This window comes from Sphingobium sp. AP49 (assembly GCF_000281715.2).
In the GTDB taxonomy this organism is placed as follows: domain Bacteria; phylum Pseudomonadota; class Alphaproteobacteria; order Sphingomonadales; family Sphingomonadaceae; genus Sphingobium.
Map to the genome: position 1 here is coordinate 3,462,646 of NZ_CP124576.1, position 18,244 is coordinate 3,480,889.

At 64.3% G+C, this 18,244-nt stretch carries 21 protein-coding genes and 1 pseudogene; 14 read left to right on the plus strand and 8 right to left on the minus strand.

The window, feature by feature from the left end:
• Window positions 1-168: 168 nt before the first annotated feature.
• Together PMI04_RS16535 and PMI04_RS16540 are read left to right on the plus strand one after the other, a co-directional pair.
• Window positions 169-294, plus strand: a pseudogene (locus PMI04_RS16535) (TonB family protein); the annotation flags it as partial.
• Window positions 295-318: 24 nt separating this feature from the next.
• Window positions 319-495, plus strand: a complete 177-nt coding sequence (locus tag PMI04_RS16540) for a hypothetical protein (protein WP_283184803.1) — start codon at window positions 319-321, stop codon at window positions 493-495.
• A 54-nt stretch (window positions 496-549) separates the two neighbouring features.
• Here the strand turns inward: PMI04_RS16540 and PMI04_RS16545 are convergent, their stop codons facing one another.
• Complete coding sequence (locus PMI04_RS16545; protein ID WP_007714344.1) at window positions 550-819, minus strand: SemiSWEET family transporter; 270 nt, start codon at window positions 817-819, stop codon at window positions 550-552.
• A gap of 134 nt (window positions 820-953) precedes the next feature.
• Here PMI04_RS16545 and PMI04_RS16550 point away from each other — a divergent pair, with 134 nt between their 5' ends.
• Window positions 954-1,547, plus strand: coding sequence for a YdeI/OmpD-associated family protein (locus tag PMI04_RS16550; RefSeq protein ID WP_037487283.1), 594 nt, complete (start codon window positions 954-956; stop codon window positions 1,545-1,547).
• A 16-nt stretch (window positions 1,548-1,563) separates the two neighbouring features.
• Here the strand turns inward: PMI04_RS16550 and PMI04_RS16555 are convergent, their stop codons facing one another.
• The 4 genes from PMI04_RS16555 to PMI04_RS16570 all read right to left on the minus strand — a co-directional run bounded on the left by PMI04_RS16555 (window position 1,564) and on the right by PMI04_RS16570 (window position 3,979).
• The gene (locus tag PMI04_RS16555) at window positions 1,564-1,866 is read right to left on the minus strand and encodes a polyhydroxyalkanoic acid system family protein (protein ID WP_007714338.1); all 303 of its coding nucleotides are present in this window, start codon (window positions 1,864-1,866) and stop codon (window positions 1,564-1,566) included.
• 111 nt (window positions 1,867-1,977) lie between these two features.
• Window positions 1,978-2,211 (minus strand): hypothetical protein, encoded by a 234-nt coding sequence (locus tag PMI04_RS16560; protein WP_007714335.1) that lies wholly within the window; start codon window positions 2,209-2,211, stop codon window positions 1,978-1,980.
• Window positions 2,208-3,146, minus strand: coding sequence for an L-lactate dehydrogenase (locus PMI04_RS16565; protein WP_007714332.1), 939 nt, complete (start codon window positions 3,144-3,146; stop codon window positions 2,208-2,210). The genes PMI04_RS16560 and PMI04_RS16565 overlap by 4 nt, the downstream gene beginning before the upstream one ends.
• A 17-nt stretch (window positions 3,147-3,163) precedes the next feature.
• Window positions 3,164-3,979 (minus strand): CoA ester lyase, encoded by an 816-nt coding sequence (locus PMI04_RS16570; protein WP_007714330.1) that lies wholly within the window; start codon window positions 3,977-3,979, stop codon window positions 3,164-3,166.
• 77 nt (window positions 3,980-4,056) lie between these two features.
• Here PMI04_RS16570 and PMI04_RS16575 point away from each other — a divergent pair, with 77 nt between their 5' ends.
• From PMI04_RS16575 to PMI04_RS16590, 4 genes are all read left to right on the plus strand, one after another.
• Window positions 4,057-5,028, plus strand: a complete 972-nt coding sequence (locus tag PMI04_RS16575; RefSeq protein WP_007714328.1) for an SPFH domain-containing protein — start codon at window positions 4,057-4,059, stop codon at window positions 5,026-5,028.
• 367 nt (window positions 5,029-5,395) lie between these two features.
• The gene (locus PMI04_RS16580; RefSeq protein WP_007714326.1) at window positions 5,396-5,842 is read left to right on the plus strand and encodes an NfeD family protein; all 447 of its coding nucleotides are present in this window, start codon (window positions 5,396-5,398) and stop codon (window positions 5,840-5,842) included.
• 171 nt (window positions 5,843-6,013) lie between these two features.
• On the plus strand, window positions 6,014-6,397 hold the full coding sequence (locus tag PMI04_RS16585) for a hypothetical protein (RefSeq protein ID WP_283184804.1): 384 nt from the start codon (window positions 6,014-6,016) through the stop codon (window positions 6,395-6,397).
• A gap of 912 nt (window positions 6,398-7,309) precedes the next feature.
• A complete protein-coding gene (locus PMI04_RS16590; protein WP_007714321.1) occupies window positions 7,310-9,145 on the plus strand; it encodes a DUF885 family protein in 1,836 nt (611 codons plus the stop codon).
• Between the two features lie 168 nt (window positions 9,146-9,313).
• Here the strand turns inward: PMI04_RS16590 and PMI04_RS16595 are convergent, their stop codons facing one another.
• The 3 genes from PMI04_RS16595 to PMI04_RS16605 all read right to left on the minus strand — a co-directional run bounded on the left by PMI04_RS16595 (window position 9,314) and on the right by PMI04_RS16605 (window position 12,331).
• Window positions 9,314-10,165 carry a ferredoxin--NADP reductase gene (locus PMI04_RS16595; protein WP_007714319.1) on the minus strand — a complete coding sequence of 284 codons (852 nt, stop codon included), beginning with the start codon at window positions 10,163-10,165 and terminating at the stop codon, window positions 9,314-9,316.
• 132 nt (window positions 10,166-10,297) lie between these two features.
• The gene (locus tag PMI04_RS16600; RefSeq protein ID WP_007714317.1) at window positions 10,298-10,615 is read right to left on the minus strand and encodes a hypothetical protein; all 318 of its coding nucleotides are present in this window, start codon (window positions 10,613-10,615) and stop codon (window positions 10,298-10,300) included.
• Between the two features lie 114 nt (window positions 10,616-10,729).
• Entirely contained in the window at window positions 10,730-12,331 is a 1,602-nt protein-coding gene (locus tag PMI04_RS16605) for a phosphoenolpyruvate carboxykinase (RefSeq protein WP_007714316.1), read from the minus strand.
• 286 nt (window positions 12,332-12,617) lie between these two features.
• Here PMI04_RS16605 and PMI04_RS16610 point away from each other — a divergent pair, with 286 nt between their 5' ends.
• The 7 genes from PMI04_RS16610 to PMI04_RS16640 all read left to right on the plus strand — a co-directional run bounded on the left by PMI04_RS16610 (window position 12,618) and on the right by PMI04_RS16640 (window position 18,182).
• Complete coding sequence (locus PMI04_RS16610) at window positions 12,618-13,322, plus strand: response regulator transcription factor (protein ID WP_007714313.1); 705 nt, start codon at window positions 12,618-12,620, stop codon at window positions 13,320-13,322.
• On the plus strand, window positions 13,291-14,886 hold the full coding sequence (locus tag PMI04_RS16615) for an ATP-binding protein (RefSeq protein ID WP_007714310.1): 1,596 nt from the start codon (window positions 13,291-13,293) through the stop codon (window positions 14,884-14,886). The genes PMI04_RS16610 and PMI04_RS16615 overlap by 32 nt, the downstream gene beginning before the upstream one ends.
• Window positions 14,887-15,000: 114 nt before the next feature.
• Window positions 15,001-15,435: an HPr kinase/phosphatase C-terminal domain-containing protein gene (locus PMI04_RS16620; RefSeq protein WP_007714309.1), complete on the plus strand. Its 435-nt coding sequence runs from the start codon at window positions 15,001-15,003 to the stop codon at window positions 15,433-15,435.
• Window positions 15,432-16,370: an RNase adapter RapZ gene (gene rapZ, locus PMI04_RS16625; protein WP_007714307.1), complete on the plus strand. Its 939-nt coding sequence runs from the start codon at window positions 15,432-15,434 to the stop codon at window positions 16,368-16,370. Before PMI04_RS16620 ends, rapZ begins: the two co-directional genes overlap by 4 nt.
• 22 nt (window positions 16,371-16,392) lie before the next feature.
• On the plus strand, window positions 16,393-16,797 hold the full coding sequence (locus PMI04_RS16630; protein WP_004208084.1) for a PTS sugar transporter subunit IIA: 405 nt from the start codon (window positions 16,393-16,395) through the stop codon (window positions 16,795-16,797).
• Window positions 16,794-17,066, plus strand: a complete 273-nt coding sequence (locus PMI04_RS16635; RefSeq protein ID WP_007714304.1) for an HPr family phosphocarrier protein — start codon at window positions 16,794-16,796, stop codon at window positions 17,064-17,066. The genes PMI04_RS16630 and PMI04_RS16635 overlap by 4 nt, the downstream gene beginning before the upstream one ends.
• 120 nt (window positions 17,067-17,186) lie before the next feature.
• Window positions 17,187-18,182, plus strand: a complete 996-nt coding sequence (locus tag PMI04_RS16640; RefSeq protein ID WP_007714301.1) for a sensor domain-containing diguanylate cyclase — start codon at window positions 17,187-17,189, stop codon at window positions 18,180-18,182.
• Window positions 18,183-18,244: the final 62 nt, after the last annotated feature.

An 18,244-nucleotide genomic window follows, 5' to 3' on the forward strand; every position in this document is an offset into this window, starting at 1 on the left:
GCCGCTGCTGCTGCTCCCGGTGCCTGCCCTTGCGCAATCCTCGCCATCCATCGACGTCATCGCCCCACCATCGTCCCGCCGACGCTCGACGGCTGGGCTGAACATACCGGCGCCCTGCTGTCCCAGCGCCTGCGCTATCCGATCATCCTTGCAGGACCGGACGAAGGCATCGTCCAGGTCAAGTTCGTCTGCAGCGACAATGGCACCGCCGCCGATGTCGCCCTGCTCAACTCGTCCGGCTCGCGCCAGCTCGACAATGCCGCGATGCGCGCGGTCCGCAACATCCCCAGCCTTCACCCGCTTCCCGCCGGTATTGGCATGGGGCAACGCTATGTCGCCACCATCCTCTTTGCCACATCACAATCCAGCCATGATCGGCAGGTCCGCGACCTGCAACGCAAGGCGCTCGACAATGATAGCCGCTTTGCCCGCCGGGCCGGCAGCGCGACCATTGCCCTGCTCGACACACCGGCCATGGCACGCGCCGCGAACTGATCCGGCGACGACAGGCGGGCGTGCGCCATTGCGCGCGCCTGTCGCATGCCCCTGCTATAATGCGGTATAAAGGCAGACCGCGCCCAGGATGATGCCGGGCACATTGGCCACGATGATCGGCCAGTCCTTTTCCTTGTGCAGCCAGCCATAGGCCGCCCACAGGCAGGTATTGAGCACCGTCGCCAGCGGCTGGATCACCGATCCCTTGTCGCCCGCCAGGTTCATCCGGATCTGGTCGAGATAGGCGCCATACATGAGGATGCAGGTGATGGTGGCAAACCAGCCGACCACCCGCAGCGTCCGTTCGTCCAGATGCCCTGCCATGCCCTTCTCCATCCCGATCGTCGGCGGGATGATGGCCGTCCCGATGGCAAAGGCAAGACCGCAATTGTCGCAGCTCTTACCGGCTTTTCCCCTGACCCTGGCGCGTCTATGATCGATACGAAGGGGAAGACATGATGCCCACCGAACCCAGGATCGACGCCTATATCGCCCGCCAGGCCGATTTCGCCCGTCCGATCCTCCTCCACATCCGCGCACTCATGCACGCCGCATCGCCCGACATCGGCGAAGCCCTCAAATGGAGCATGCCCTTCTTCACCTACCGGGATCAGAATCTCGCCAACATGGCTGCCTTCAAGGGCCATGCCGCCTTCGGTTTCTGGCATGACAAGGTAGGGCGTGCGGGCGCCAGCGACGACGCCATGGGCCAGTTCGGCCGCCTCACCGCCCTTTCAGACCTGCCGCCGGACGACGAAATCGCCGCGCTGATCAGCCAGGCGATTGCGCTGATCGACGCCGGCGACCGCCCCCGCACCGGGCCAAAGGCGCCCAAATCACCTTTGCCCGTTCCTCCCGCCTTCGCCACTGCGCTCGCCGCCAATCCGGCCGCCGCTACCGTCTGGGCCGCTTTCCCGCCCGGCAAGATCCGCGACTATTGCGAATGGATCATCGATGCGAAGACCGACGCCACCCGCGACAAGCGCATCGCGCAGGCTGTCGCCTGGATTGCCGAAGGCAAGGGCCGCAACTGGAAATATGAAACGCGCTGACCCGCATCCGGCCGGATCAGGCTGGCTTGCTCAGCATCTTGGTCGCGCTGGTCTTGATGAAATCGGAAATCGGACCCGACATCATCTTCAGGAACATCGGGATCGACACGGTGCCACGGACTCGATCCGCCTCCACCACCAGCCGCACCGGTATGGTCTGCGCCATCGCGCTGATCTCCATCTCCAGCACATCGTCGGATGGCCATGTCGCGCTCAGCGTGCCGCCGCCCGGGATATGCTGCTCCAGCTTCGGCAGCCCCTGCTCGATCCGCCGCTTCGCTTCGGCCTGGCCCAGGTCATGGGGAATGTCGATATCCATCGGGTGTCCTTCTCATTGCCGGTGAATCGACCGATCTCGGCCGGCTCAAGCCATGACCGGTAGAGGCTCGCCCCCTTGTCTGCCAAGCGGGAATGCGCGGCCATCCTCGCTTCAATCCTGGCCTTCTCCCTGATCGCCCTGATCGGCGTCGCCAATCTCCTGGCGCCGTTCGATCGTCGCGATCGCCCTGGCCCGCGCAGGATCGAACACCGCGAAGCCCGCGTCCAGTCCCGCCCCCAGGCCCGACCGCCTCTTGCCCCGGCCCAGCCCTTTCATCCGCACGATGATATAGGGCAACGCCGTCGCCAGCAGCATGATGGCGAACGCGAGCAGCCAGTCCGTCATCCCTGCCCGTCCAGTTCGGCCATGATCCCGCGCAGGATCGTGGCCGACCTACGCAGCGCATCCGCCTCCCGCGCGTCCAGTTCGGGGGCCAGCACCCGCGCCACGCCCAACGCCCCGATCACACAGGGCAGGCTCAGATAGACGCCCGCCACCCCGCACGCGCCCTGCGCCAGCGTCGACACCGGCAGCACCACCTGCTCGTCGCGCCGTACCGCCTCGCACAGCCGCACGATCGCGGTCGCCACGCCATAGGATGTGTGGCCCTTGCCATGGGCGATGGCATAGCCGGCGCGCATCGTCTCCCGCGCCAGTTCCGCCCGATCGAGCATCGCACCATCACGCAACTGGTCCAGCGCCACCCCACCGATCCGCACCCCCGAAAAGACCGCCACCTCGCTATCGCCATGCTCGCCCAGCACCATGCCCTCGACCGACACCGGCGCCACGCCCAGCCGGTCGGCCAGCCGCCGGCGAAAGCGCGCACTGTCCAGCAGCGTCCCGGTCCCGATCACCTGTCCCGTCGGCAGGCCCGACGCGCGCTGCGCCACCTGCGCCATCGCATCGACCGGGTTGGACGCGACGATCATCACCCCGGCAAAGCCCGCTTCCGCCACCCGCCGCGCACAGTCCGCCACGATGGCGGCGCTGCGCCCGGCGACCGACAGCCGGCTTTCCTCGCCCTGCGGGCTCGCCCCCGCCGTGATCACGACGATCGCCGCATCGCCCGCTTCGGCATAGTCGCCGTGCCGGACATGGGCCGGCCGCGCCAGCGCATTGGCGTCGGCAATGTCCAGCGCCTCCGCCTGCGCCCGCGCACTGTCCGCATCAATCAGCACGATGTCCGTAAACAGCCCGCGCAGCATCAGCGCATAGGCGGCCGTGGCACCGACATGGCCGGCCCCGATGATCGCAACCTTGTCGAACCGAACCGCCATGCCCTCGTCGCCTTTCGCTATTGCCCGACCGCCTCGGCCCGCGCCACCAGCGCCCGCGCCTCGTCGACATGCATCGCCTCGATCATCCGCCCCTCGAAGCGCTCGGCCCCGCCGGTCGCCGCCTCGATCAGCCGGCGCGCGTCCGCCACCGCCTGCACGTCCGGGCCGAACGCCTGGTTCGCCACCGGCACCTGCCCGGGATGGATCAGCGTTTTGCCGTCAAAGCCAAAGCCATGGCCCTCGGCGCATTCCGCCTCCAGCCCCGCCTCGTCGTCCAGCCGGTTGAACACACCGTCGAACACCGCGATCCCCGCCGCCCGCGCCGCCAGCACCACGCTCTGCAGCACATGGGCCAGCCCCGCCCGCCCGGCCGACGGCGGAATGCCAAGATCCTTGCGCAGGTCATTGGTGCCCACGAACAAAGCGGCACAGCCTTCGCCCGCTGCGATTCCCGGCGCGGCCAGCACGCCCTTGGCGCTCTCGATCATCGCGATCACCGGCTTCTGCGCGACCGAATAGACGTCCTTGACCTGCTTGGCATTCTCGACCTTGGGCAGCACCACATAGTCGGCCGCGGTGCGCTTCAATGCCACCATCTCGGCCCCATGCGACGGCATCCCCTCGACATTGATCCGCACCGCCATCAGCTTGGCCCCAAAGCCCTCGCCCACGGCCTCGACCGCCGCGTCGAGCGCCGCCGCCTTGTCCGCGTCGGGCACCGCATCCTCCAGGTCGAGGATCACCATGTCGCACGCCAGCGTGCGCGCCTTGGCCACCGCGCGCGGATTGGACGCGGGCAGGAACAGCAGGGATCGAGCGTGGCGCAACTGCATCTTATGTCTCTCCATCACTTTGCCTTTTCCCGTTAACGAATAGCCGCCATAGTGATCCCCTTCTCTGGGGAGGACATATGGTGACGACCTTCGCACTCACGGTCACGTTTCTGGTGCTCTTCTACCTGGCGGTCAGCGTCAAGGTGGTGCGGCAGGGCTATCAATATACTATCGAGCGTTTCGGCCGCTTTACCGAGGTGGCGAAGCCCGGCCTCAATTTCTACCCCGCCTTCTTCTACGCCGTCGGCCGCAAGATCAACATGATGGAACAGGTCGTCGACATTCCGGGGCAGGAAATCATCACCAAGGACAATGCCATGGTGTCGGTCGACGGCGTGGTCTTCTTCCAGGTGCTCGACGCCGCCAAGGCCGCCTATGAAGTGTCCGAACTCTATGTCGCCATCATGCAGCTCGCCACCACCAATCTGCGCACCGTGATGGGCTCGATGGACCTCGACGAAACCCTGTCGAAGCGCGACGAGATCAACGCCCGCCTGCTCTCCGTGGTGGATCACGCCACCAACGCCTGGGGCATCAAGATCACCCGCGTCGAGCTGAAGGACATCCGCCCGCCCGCCGATATCGTCAACGCCATGGGCCGGCAGATGAAGGCGGAGCGCGAGAAGCGCGCCAACATCCTCGATGCCGAAGGCGCCCGCGCGGCCGAGATCCTGCGCGCCGAGGGCGAGAAACAGGGCCAGATCCTGCAGGCCGAGGGCCGGCGCGAAGCCGCCTTTCGCGATGCCGAGGCGCGCGAACGCGAAGCCGAAGCGGAGGCCAAGGCGACGCAGATGGTGTCGGACGCGATTTCGGCCGGCAATCCGCAGGCACTCAATTACTTCATCGCCCAGAAATATACCGAGGCGGTCAGCCAGTTCGCCACCTCGCCCAATGCCAAGACCATCCTCTTCCCGGTCGAGGCGACCCAGCTCATCGGCACGCTCGGCGGCATCGGCCAGCTCGCCAAGGAAGCGCTGGCCGACACCCCCACCCCGCCAGCGCCCGCCCCAACGCCGCGCCGGGGGCCGTTCGGCCAGACCCAGGGCTGAGGCGCGTGGCGATGCGCGGTCATCGGGCAGCACTGCCAGGCCAAGCCGGCTGGGCCGCCGCGCACCCCATCGCCATCCCGCACACCCAAAACGCCCCCACCATCCCGAAGCGCCCACCACATCCGTTCGCTTCGAGCGAAGTCGAGAAGCCCACAGCGCTACGCCCGCCCCAAACACCGTTCGGGCTGAGCGAAGTCGAAGCCTCCCCTGAGCGAAGTCGAAGGGGGCGCCTTTCTTCCAAAGGAAAAGGGCGTCGACCAACTCAGCCCGAACGAGGCGTGTTTGGCCCCACCCACCCCTGTCATGCCAGCGCAGGCTGGCATCCCTCTGCCTTCCATCCCCACCCCAGCAACCATAAGACCACCCCATGAACGACTGGCTCACCCTGCTCCAGGATCATTGGGCCTGGCTGGTCTTCGCCGCGCTGCTGGCCATTGCGGAGGTGCTGATCCCCGGCGTCTTCCTGATCTGGATCGCGATCGCCGCCGCCATCACCGGCCTCGCCGCGCTGGCGCTGCCGATCGGCATACCGCTGCAACTGCTGATCTTCGCCGCGCTCTCGGTCGCCTCGGTCTGGGCCGGGCGGCGCTGGTATGTGGACAATCCGGTGCCCTCGACCGACCCCAATCTCAACGACCGCACCGCCCGCCTGATCGGCGAACTGGTGACAGTCGTAGAGCCGATCCGCGGCGGCGAAGGCCGGGTCAAGGTCGGCGACAGCGTCTGGACCGCCCGCGGCCCGGACAGCGAAGCGGGCACAAGGGTCCGCGTGACAGGTGCGGAAGGCGCGGTGCTGTGGGTGGAGGGCACCTGACCTCACGCCAGCCCCACCGAACCGCCGTCATCCCGGACTTGATCCGGGATCCATTGATAACTCGTGATATTCAATCGATTGGCAATACACCATTTTAGATTGCCGCGAGAGTTGCCAACAGTGGCCCACTCCATACCTTGCATTCCCCGTTTACGGCGATAGCATCTCAAAATGAACGTTGCCGCTGCTCATGTTTCCGCTCCAGCACTCAAGGAGCAATTGCCCGCTAAACTTAACGTCACAGCATCGCCTCAAGCAGGCCCGCAAGATGCCATCATAATTAATGTACCCAGCGCTAACCTCGCGACCACGGACAAGGGATGGGACGATGCCACAGCAACAATCGCGATTGCATGGGCATGGCCATTTGCGCTGATCATAGTTCTTCTCATTTTCCGGCAGCCGATCACGCGCTTTATCGACCGGCTTCGTTCATTCAAGGGCGCGGGTATGGAAGCAACGACTGAAGCAATGATACATGAGGAATTGCCGACCAGAGCACCACCTGTTGGTACATCAAAGGTCGAGCCGGGACTTCACCCATCGAGACGATAGTGCTCGCATGGGTCGCCCTTGAGAAGGCAGCGCGTGACGCTGTAATCCGGGCTAAGCTTCGCGGAGTGATGGGCACCGGCCGCGCGGCCTATTCAACCGTTATCAGGAATGTCGATGCACTTGATCACGAAGGCTTAATAGCGCCGGAGGTACGGCCGCTCGTGGTTGACCTCGCCAAAATTCGCAATCAAGCGATACATCGGCCCGAGGAACCGATCAGCCAAGAGGCCTTGGAAAAATTCTATGCCAATACGGAATTCGCCACGGACCAACTCAACTCCATAAATCCAAAAACCAATAGATAGTTCAAGTATAATATTATCATCAAACAGAAAACATTGAAAATTTTTTCAAAATCACCTTTTTTATTTTAATTATGAATAATTGCCAAAAATCACGTAAAATCACTTATATTCATTCAAAATATATAAATACGTTAAATTTATTAATTAAATTTATTCCGGCTTTAAGCCAAAACTAGCACATCATGGCCCTTTGTAAGTCACAGGCCGACAAAGCAACAAGCGGTCCGCCCTGTCCTACACCTCCCGCCCCATGATAGCCTCGCCGGCATGACCGACATGCCCCTTCTCCATTTCACCTCCGTCCCGATGCTGCGCCGGCGCGCGTCGGGCTGGTCGCCGGCCGCGCAGCGGGCCTTTATGCTGGCGCGCTGCGGCGTGGTGGCGCTCCCACTTCGCAAAAATTCTCCTATTGCGAAGTCGTCACTGCCATTCGCCAACCGCAGAAATGCGTCATGCAGAACGGTGTGAACTTTGCAGCCTTCGCATCGCGCCCCGCGCGCGCTCCGTCGCGCCCACCCCAATTCCCTCCCACCGCAAATTACCTGTCGAAATCCGCCGACAATATGCGACATGAAGGGCAAGACTGCCTGATGGAGACGATTGCCCCATGACGACCTCCCGCCGCGATTTCCTCGTCGCCGGCTCCTCCGCCCTCGCCCTGTCCGCGCTCCCCGCCCGCGCTCTCGCCCAGGCGACCAGCGCAGACGCCCGCGCCGAAACCCTGCTCGCCGGCATGGCTGAGGCGATGCTGGCCGATGCGCCCGAAACCGCGAGCGGCCTTGGCCTCGACACCGGCGCCCGCGCTCCGCTCAAAGCGCGCCTCGGCGACAAGAGCCCGGCCGGCCAGGCCCGGATCGCTGCCCATGTGAAGGATCGCCTGACCCAGCTGCGCGCCGTCGATCTCGACGCCCTGTCGCCCGCCACCCGCACCGATGTGGAGGTGGTGCGCGCCGCCCATGAACTGGCCGATGCCGGCTTCGCCTTCCCCTTCGGCGACATGGCGATGATGAACAGCAACTGGTCCTATCGCAACGCACCCTATGCCGTCGCCCAGAATACCGGCGCCTTCATCGAGACGCCCGATTTCCTCGACGCCAATCACGCCATCGCCACTCCGGCCGACGCCGACGCCTATCTCGAACGCCTCACCCAATATGCCGCCAATCTCGACGGCGAGACCGAGCGCCTGAAGCATGACGCCGGCATCGGCGTCGTCGCCCCCGCCTTCCTGCTCGACAAGACGCTGGGCCAGATGCAGGCGGTGCAGGGCCAGCCGATCGACCAGTGGGTGCCGGTCGCCTCGATCGCGCGCCGCACCCGCGACATGCAGGGCGATTATGCCGCCAAGGCAGCGCAGATCACCCGCACCGCCATCGCCCCCGCCCTCGCCCGCCAGGCCGCCGAACTCACTCGCCAGCGTGGCCTTGCCACCATGGATGCGGGCGTATGGAAACTGCCGCAGGGCGATGCCTATTATGGCTGGGCGCTGCAGGCCGGCACCACCACCACCATGTCGCCCGAGCAAGTCCATGCGCTGGGCCAGGAACAGCTCAAGGCCCTCCAGTCGGAAATGGACCGGCTGCTGAAATCCCTCGGCATGACCAAGGGGACCGTGGGCGAGCGGATGACCGCGATGGGCAAGGATCCGCGCTACATCTTCCCCAATGACGATAAGGGTCGCCAGCAGATCCTCTCCTATATCGACGGGCGCCTGGCCGATATCCGCACCCGCCTGCCCCGCGCCTTCGCGACCCTGGTGCCGGCCAAGCTCATCGTGAAGCGGGTGCCGGTGGAGATCGAGGCCGGGGCGCCGGGCGCCTATGCCGGCGCCGGCACGATCGACGGCAGCGTGCCGGGCAATTATTATATCAACCTGCGCGATACCAGCATCTGGCCGCGCTATGCGCTGCCGACGCTTTGCTATCATGAGGGGATTCCGGGCCATATCTGGCAGGGCGAATATACCTACAAGCTGCCGCTGATCCGCTCGCTGCTCGCCTTCAACGCCTATTCGGAGGGCTGGGCGCTCTATGCCGAGCAGCTGGGCGACGAGTTGGGCGCCTATGACGGCGATGTCGCCGGGCGGCTGGGCTATCTCCAGTCGATCGCCTATCGCTGCTGCCGCCTGGTGGTCGACACCGGCCTTCATGCCAAGCGCTGGACCCGCGAACAGGCCATCCACTGGTTCGCCACCACCAACGGTTCCACGGTCGAGGATGTCCAGGGCGAGGTCGACCGTTATTGCGCCTGGCCGGGCCAGGCCTGCGGCTACAAGGTCGGCCATGGCGAAATCGTCCGCCTGCGGGCACAAGCGCAACAGGCGCTGGGCGACAAGTTCGACTTCCGCCTGTTCAACGACGCCGTGGTCAAGGGCGGCGGCGTGCCGATGACCGTGCTGGCGAAAAATGTCGACGCCTATGTCGCCGGGCGGAAGGACGCGTAAGAAACCGTTCGTCCTGAGCGAAGTCGAAGGACGCGCCGAGCGGAGAGAGGTGCCTCACTGCGTTCGGCAGAAGGCTTCGACTTCGCTCAGCCCGAACGGATCATGCCCAAAGAAAAAGGGCCGGAGGATCGCTCCCCCGGCCCTTCCCTATTCTCGCTGCCGTAGCGCTTAGCCTACAAACGCGCGCTCGATCACGAACTGCCCCGGCGCCGCATTGGAGCCTTCGGTGAAGCCCTGTTCCTCGAAATAGGCGCCGAACTGCTTGATCATCTCCATGCTGCCGCACATCATGATCCGGTCGGTCTCGGGGTCAAACTTGGCCGCGCCCGAAATCCCCTCGAACAGCGCGCCACTCTCGACCAGCTTGTCGATGCGCGCGGTGTGGCCGTCGAACGGCTCGCGGGTCACGGTCGGCACATAATGGAACTGGTTGGGGGCCTGTTCCGACACCAGCGGGTCTTCGGCCCACTTGCCTTCCATCTCGTCGCGGAAGGCGAGGTCGCTCACCCGGCGCACCGAATGCACCACCACGACCTGCTCGTAAAACTCATACACGTCCGGGTCGCGCGGCAGGCTCAGGAACGGCGCCAGGCCGGTGCCGGTCGACAGCATGAACAGCCGCTTGCCCGGCAGCAGCGCGTCGGTCACCAGCGTGCCGGTCGGCTTGCGACCCAGATAAATCTGGTCGCCCGGCTCGATCTTCTGCAGCTTGCTGGTCAGCGGGCCGTCCTGCACCTTGATCGACAGGAACTCGATTTCCTCGTCCCAGGCGGGGCTGGCGATCGAGTAGGCGCGCAGCAGCGGCTTGCCGTTGTCGCCCTTCAGGCCGATCATGATGAACTCGCCCGAGCGGAAGCGGAAGCTGGCCGGGCGGCTGATGCGGAAGCTGAACAGATGCTCGTTCCAGTGCTTCACCGACAGCACGGTTTCCACGGAAAGCGCGCCGGTGGGTTCCAGAACCGGCTTTTCGATCGTCACGTCGGTCAAGACCTTATCCTTGCATTTCGTCGGCGCCGCCATGATCGGGCAGCGCTAGTTGCGGATCATTCGCAATAATGGTGTAGTCCGCAAATGGCCCCACCGCATCGCGAAGGCAAGGCCAAAAAAACTTGGGGGCGGCCAAGGGCGGGCTTTTGCCGCCCCGTAGCGTCCTCAGCCGAACAAGCCCTTGGCCAGGCCGCTCAGCTCATTGAGCGGATTGCCGTCGCCATCCCGGTCGAGGAAGCCGCCCAGCTGGCCCAAAATCGCCTCCGGCCCGCCAAACTGGCCCAGCAGCTGCTGCAGCGCGTCGGCCGACACGCCATGCTCGGCCGCCGTCTCGGCGAGCGCCGACACGCTGGTCTCCCCGCCGCCGATCCTGGCGCCGATCTCGTTCAGCAGGCCCTGCATCTGCTCCGGCTCCAGCCCGACCTTCTGCGCGATCGCTTCCAGCCCGCCCAGATTGCCCATCAGATTGTCGAACATGCCCATGCTAATCTCCGCTGCCATGATAGGCGGACAGCATAGCACTGCGGTGACCGCGCCAAAAGCAAAAGAGCCGGGGAATCTCTTCCCCGGCTCTCGCAGTTCCTTTTAAGGGCCCGATCAGGCCGCCGTCAGCGCCGCGCTGCGCACGCCATCATCGACATGCGCCTCGAACTGGGCGAAATTGTCGACAAAGGCCTTCACCAGCGTCGCCGCGGTGGCGTCATAGGCCTCCTTGTCCGCCCACATCGCGCGCGGATCGAGGATCTGGCTGTCGACGCCATTCACCGCCACCGGCACCTCGAACCCGAAATTGGGATCGGTGCGGAATTCGGCGCTGTTCAGGCTGCCGTCGAGCGCCGCGTTGAGCAGCGCGCGCGTCACCTTGATCGGCATGCGCTTGATCCCCGGCATGGTCGCCTTGCCACCGGCCCAGCCGGTATTGACCAGCCAGCAGGTGACGCCGCCCTTGTTGATCCGCTCTTTCAGCAGATTGCCATAGACGCTGGGGTGGCGCGGCATGAAGGGTGCGCCAAAGCAGGTCGAGAAGGTGGCGGTCGGCTCGGTCACGCCAATCTCGGTGCCCGCGACGCGCGCCGTGTAACCGGACAAGAAGTGATACATCGCCTGTTCCGGGGTCAGCCGCGCGATCGGCGGAAGGACGCCGTAAGCATCGGCCGTCAGGAAGATGATGTTCTTGGGCACCGGCCCCAGATTCTTCTCCGACGTGTTGGGGATGAAGTCGATCGGGTAGGAACCGCGGCTATTCTCGGCCAGCGAGTTGTCGTCCAGGTCGATCTCGCGGCTTTCCTCGTCGATCACGACATTTTCCAGCACCGTGCCGAAGCGCTTGGTGGTGGCGAAGATTTCCGGCTCGGCCTCGGCCGACAGGTTGATCATCTTGGCATAGCAGCCGCCCTCGAAATTGAAGACCGCCTGGTCCGACCAGCCATGCTCGTCATCACCGATCAGGGTACGGCTGGCGTCGGCCGACAATGTCGTCTTGCCGGTGCCGCTCAGGCCGAAGAAGACTGCGGTGTCGCCATTCGGGCCGATATTGGCCGAACAGTGCATCGGCATCACGCCCTTGGCCGGCAGCAGATAGTTGAGGATGCCGAACACCGACTTCTTCATTTCGCCGGCATAGCGGGTGCCACCGATCAGGATCAGCTTCTCGGTGAAGTTGACCGCGATCACCGTCTCGGTGCGACAGCCATGGCGGGCCGGGTCGGCGACGAAGGTCGGCAGGTCGATGATGGTATATTCGGGCGCGAAGTCGGCCAGCGCCTGCGCCTCGGGCCGCACCAGCAGGGTACGGATGAACAGATTGTGCCAGGCGAACTCGTTGATGACGCGCACATTGACCCGATATTCGGGCTGCGAGCCGCCATAAAGGTCGGCGACATAGAGCTTGTCCTTGCTCCCCAGCGCCTTGAAGAAATCCTCCTTCAGCGCGGCGAAATGCGCCGGCGTCATCGGCACATTGGTGCTGCCCCACCAGACCGTGTCCTGGGTCTCGGCATCCTGGACGATGAATTTGTCCTTGGCGCTGCGGCCGGTATGCTTGCCGGTCTTGACGACCAGCGGGCCGTCCTTGGCCAATATGCCTTCGCCATTGGCCAACGCGGCCTCGACCAGCGGCGCGGTGCCAAGGTTCCAATATTCGGTGGCATGGGTGGAGATGCCCTGGTCGACCAGGGTGATTGAGGATTTGGCCTGCACGCCTTAGCTCCTGATGTAAAATTTCCCGGCCGCTCTGTTGTTGTGCGGCCACCCATGGGAAGGCGCCGCGATCTGCTGCGCGGGCATCCCCTCCTCTGGACGGGTCCGGCATAAGCCTTTGCGCTACGGTCGTCAAATCCGGCTCCGACATCATCTGTCCCGAATATCGACGCATATATCGCAGCGATAATCGCCACCCGCTTCCTTGCGGGCGCAACGGGCTTGGTCTAACGCTTGGCTACCACAGCGCATTCGCGCATTTCATCTTGATGTTCCGGGATATGGCATGACTGCAACCATCGCTCTGGTGGATGATGACAAGAATATCCTGACCTCGGTGTCGATCGCGCTCCAGACCGAAGGATTCGTGACGCGCATCTATTCGGATCCGGAAACCGCGCTGAAGGCGTTGATCGACAACCCGGCCGACCTGGCCGTCTTCGATATCAAAATGCCCCGTATGGACGGCCTGGAACTGCTGCGCCGCCTCCGCGAAAAAAGCCAGATGCCGGTCATTTTCCTGACATCCAAGGCGGACGAACTGGACGAAGCGCTGGGCCTCGCCATGGGTGCGGATGATTATATCTCCAAACCCTTCTCGCAACGGCTGCTGATCGCCCGTATCCGCGCCATCCTGCGCAGGGCAGAGGCCAGCCGCATGCCTGAAGCTGCCGACGAACCGCCCTCCGACCCGATCGTGCGTGGCCGTCTCGAAATGGATCCGCCTCGGCACAGGGTCAAATGGGATGGCAGCGACGTGACCTTGACGGTCACCGAATTCCTGATTCTGGAAACCCTCGCCACTCGCCCAGGCGTTGTGAAGAGTCGCAACCAGTTGATGGACGCCGCCTATCAGGACGACGTCTATGTCGACGATCGTACGATCGACAGCCACATCAAGCGCCTGCGGCGCAAGTTCCGCGAGGTAGATTCCAATTTCAACGCAATCGACACATTGTATGGCGCCGGATACCGATTCTCCGAAGAGTGAGGACGCGCCGCTCGCGGTGCGCTGGTCGGGGCGAATAAGCCTCACGCCGCGCATTCTGGCGGTCAACGTCTTCGCCCTCGCCTTGCTGGCGGGCGGCTTCTTCTATCTGGACAGCTACCGTACCCGTATCGTCGACGATCGGCTGGAACAGTCGGCGCGCGAGCTCAAGTTGCTGGCGATCGGCCTCGAAAATGCGCCGACCGATCGGCAGGATGCCCTCATCGCAGCCTATGCGCGACAGACGGGGGACCGGGTGCGCCGCTATGATTCAGGCGGTCGCCTGGTCGCCGACAGCTTCACCATGAATGCGCCACGCTATCGCCTGCGGCTGCCTTCGGAAGAAGAATGGCAGCGCCATGTCGCACGCTTCCTCGACAAGGCTATGGACCGGGTCGTATCTGCCGACCGCCCGCCCAACTTTGAAGAGCCTGCCATCGATCATGCCAGCGCCTGGCCCGAATTGTCGCTCGCGCGCAAGACCGGCCAGCCCCAGGCGATGAACCGCTACGCCCCCGACCGGACCTTCATGATCTCGGCGGCCGTGCCAGTACGGGATGGCACCGACCTGTTCGCCACCGAAAATGCGCGCGACATCACCCGTATCGTGCGCGCCGAACGGTTGCGTCTGGGAATCGTGCTCGCCGCAGCAGCCCTCGCATCCGTCCTGCTGTCCCTGTTTCTGGCCCGCACCATCGTACAGCCGCTCCAGCGACTCGCCCGTGCAGCCGTGCGCGTGCGACTGGGCCGGGCGCGCGAGGTTACGGTGCCGCGCCTGCCCGAACGGCGTGACGAGATCGGCATGCTGGCGCGCGCCCTGTCCGACATGAGCCATGCGCTGCGGCAGCGGATCGACGCGACCGATGCCTTCGCGGCCGATGTCAGCCACGAACTGAAGAATCCGATCGCCTCGCTACGCTCGGCGCTCGATGCCCTCGACCGGGTGGACAAGCCAGAATTGCGCGCGCAATTGATGGACATCGCCCAGGATGACGTTCGCCGCCTAGACCGCCTCGTCACTGACATTGCCGAAGCCTCGCGGATCGACGCGCAACTCTCGCGCACCCGTTTCGAGCCAATCGACCTTGGCCTGCTGATCGAACGCATGGTCCTGGCCCGCGAAGCGCGCGGCGTTCCGCGCGGCATCCGCCTGGCCTTCGCCCGCCCCCGCAAGGAAGTCGCGGTCGTCCTGGGCGAAGAACAGCGGCTCATGCGCGTGCTCGAAAATCTGATCGACAATGCGATCTCCTTCTCTCCTGATGACGGACTGGTCCAGATCATCGCGACCGTCGCGGACAATGAGGTGCTGGTCAGCGTCGAGGACGAAGGCCCGGGCGTGCCTGTATCAGAGCGCGAACATGTCTTTCGCCGTTTCCACAGCGTGCGCCCCGAAGGCGAAGCATTCGGCAAGCATAGCGGCCTCGGGCTCGCCATTGCCCGCTCGATCGTGGAAGGCCATCAGGGCAAGATCCGCATCGCCGATCGCGAGGATTCGCAGAGTGGGGCGCGTTTCATCGTCCGCCTGCCGATGGCGGTGGAGCGCGATCCCGGCATCATGTCGGAATAATCGCAAGGGCTTGTTCATCCCGCGGTGCGACAGTCACCGTCGCCACGACGGAAAAATCGGCGCAAATCGATTTCCACCATGGCGAACAACAGCTAGGAACAAGAGCGGGGGATAATGGTGCGCGCACTTTCATCAGAAACGCTTCACGCAACGACCGTGGCGATCGGGGGACGATCCGTCCTGCTCTATGGCGCCAGCGGCATGGGCAAATCCGATCTGGCGCTGCGACTGATCGATCGCGGCGCAATCCTGGTCAGCGACGATTATACGCTGCTCAAGCGCGTCGATGGCCGTTTGATCGCCACCTCTCCGGCCACCATTTCCGGCCGCATGGAAGTGCGCGGCATCGGCATCATCCCCATGCCCCATGTCAGCGAATCCCCGGTCGCCCTGCTGGTTGATCTGGCCGACGCTGTCGAACGCATGCCGATGACGCCGACCAGCCGCGCCATCGCCGGCGTCGAGGTACCGGTGATCGCCGTCGTCGCACGCGAAGCATCGGCGCCAATCAAGGTCGAACTGGCGCTCAAAGCGCTGAGCATGCGATGACGACCCCGGCACCCAAGACCATCCTTCTGGTGTCGGGCGTATCGGGCGCCGGCAAGACCACTGCGCTCAAGACATTGGAGGATATGGGCTGGGAGGTCGTGGACAACCTCCCGCTCGTCCTGCTCGACCGGTTGCTCGACACGCCTCTGCCCGCCGGCCATGCCGGCGAGGATGACCGGCCATTGGCATTGGGCATAGATGCACGCACCCGCGGCTTTGACGCCAACGCCATTGTCCGCCGGATCAAGGCGCTGCGTGAACGCCATGGCCATGACATCGAAACCCTGTTCCTCGACTGTTCCGGCGCAGAACTGGAACGGCGCTTTGCCGAAACGCGCCGCCGCCACCCGCTGGCACAGGACCGCCCGGCGGCCGACGGCATCGCCCGCGAACGCGAACTGACCGAACCGCTGCGTCGATGGGCGACCCAGTTGATCGACACCACCAGCCTGTCCACCAATGGCCTGCAGCAGGAAATGCGCGCCCTTTTCGCACGCGAACGCCTGTCCGATCCGGTGCTCACGATCCTGTCGTTCGGCTATAGCCGGGGCGTACCACGCAATGTCGACCTGATGTTCGACATGCGGTTCCTGCGCAATCCCTATTGGGACGAAACGCTGCGCGCCAAGACCGGGCTCGATGCGGATGTCTCCGCCTATATCATGGAAGACCCTGCCTATGATGAGGCGCTGGGCAAGATAGAGGATCTTCTCGTCACCCTGTTGCCGCGCTACGCGGAGGCTGGAAAGACCTACATCACCGTGGCCTTCGGCTGCACCGGCGGGCGCCACCGCTCGGTCCATATTGCCGAAACCGTCGCTAGATACTTGCAAGATGCGGGCTTTTCGCCCACCGTCTCGCACCGCAATATGGAATCAGCGCCCCAGGACAGTCTGGAGAAGCGCAGACCGGGAGGCCCGAAAGCAATATCATGACAAAGGTGGGCCGCGGAAGCAGATGATCGGACTCGTACTCGTCACCCATGGGTCGCTTGCGACGGAATTCGTCGTGGCCATGGAACATGTCGTGGGACCGCAACAGCAGATCGAAACGATCTGCATCGGGCCAGAGGATGACATGGAATTGCGCCGCGCGGACATCGCGGCTGCGGTCGCGCGCGTCAATGACGGCGCCGGCGTCATCCTGTTGACCGACCTGTTCGGCGGCACCCCCTCGAACCTGGCAATTTCCCTGCTCAAGGCGGGCGAGATCGAGGTGATCGCCGGCATCAACCTGCCGATGCTGATCCGCCTGGAAAGTGCCCGCAAGGTGATGGACGTGCGCGCTGCCGTCGCCGCCGCGCGCGAAGCCGGTCAGAAATATATCAGCGTGGCGTCGGAATTGCTGGGTAGCACATCATGAACGATATCAGCCGGGAAGTACGGATCAGCAACAAGCGCGGCCTTCATGCCCGTGCCAGCGCAAAATTCGTGACCCTGGCCAGCGGCCTGCCCGCGCAAATCACCGTCAGCAAGGATGGCAGTGCCGTCACCGGTACATCGATCATGGGCCTGATGATGCTGGGTGCCGCCATGGGCGACAGCATCACGATCAGCGCGGCCGGCCCCGACGCGCATGACAGCCTGCATCAGTTGGTCACGCTGGTCGAAGACAAGTTCGGCGAGGAATAGGCCGCTCATCCCGCCCGGCCCGCAGCCTGTCCATTGCGGCTTCCTTTTGCCTGTCCTTCGCAGTAAGCGACCGCTGATCGGAAGGAGCAGGATCCGCTGGAGGATCAGAGGGATAGCCCTATGCGCGACGCAAGACTGACCGACGAACCAGCCCGCATGGCTGCGCTGGAGCGCTATCAGGTGCTCGATACGCCGGCCGAACCCGCCTTTGACCGGATTACCCAGCTCGTCCGCGCCATATTGGGCGTACCCATCTGCGCCGTCTCGCTGATCGACAATGACCGCCAATGGTTCAAGTCGCACCCGGGGCTGGACGTCAGCGAAACACCGCGCGGCGTCGCCTTTTGCGATCATACGATCCGCGATCGCATTCCCATGATCGTCAATGATGCGAGCGCCGATCTGCGGTTCAGCGCCAATCCGCTGGTCACGGGCGATCCCAATATCCGCAGCTATGCCGGCGTGCCTCTTTCGACAGCCGACGGCTATAATATCGGCTCGCTCTGCGCCATCGATACGGTGCCGCGGATGTTCGATCCGGCGCAGATCGCGATCCTGGAAAATCTGGGCGGGCTGGTGGTCGAACAACTGGAACTGCGCCGCATCGCCGATCGCGATCATCTGAGCGGCGCGCTGACGCGGCGCGCCTTCCTGGCGGAGATCGACAAGCAGATCAGCCTGTTTCAGCGCCACCAGCGCCCGGCAAGCCTGTTGCTGCTCGACATCGACCATTTCAAGCAGGTCAACGACACGCATGGCCATCCCGCCGGCGACGTGGTGATCCGTGCCGTCGCCGAACGCTGCCGCCAGTTGAAGCGGCCGAGCGACATGTTCGGTCGACTGGGCGGCGAGGAGTTCGCGCTGCTGATGCCCGAAGCCGGCGCGCAGGAAGCCGGCGCTGCGGCACAGCGTTTCTGCGATGCCATCGCCGCGCTCGATATCCCCCATGCACCGCCCCTGCGCGTCACCGCCAGCTTTGGTATCGCCGACATCGGGCCGGACCGGACCAGCAGCGGCGCCTGGCTCGCCGCTGCCGACGCCGCCCTCTATGCCGCCAAGCATGGCGGCCGCAATCGCGTCGCCATTGCGAAATCCGATGGCGCCCAGCCCGACTGACACCGAAAGGCTGTCCTTTTCCCCATTCCCTCGATAGAGAGGCCGCTTCGTCCGCACTGGTC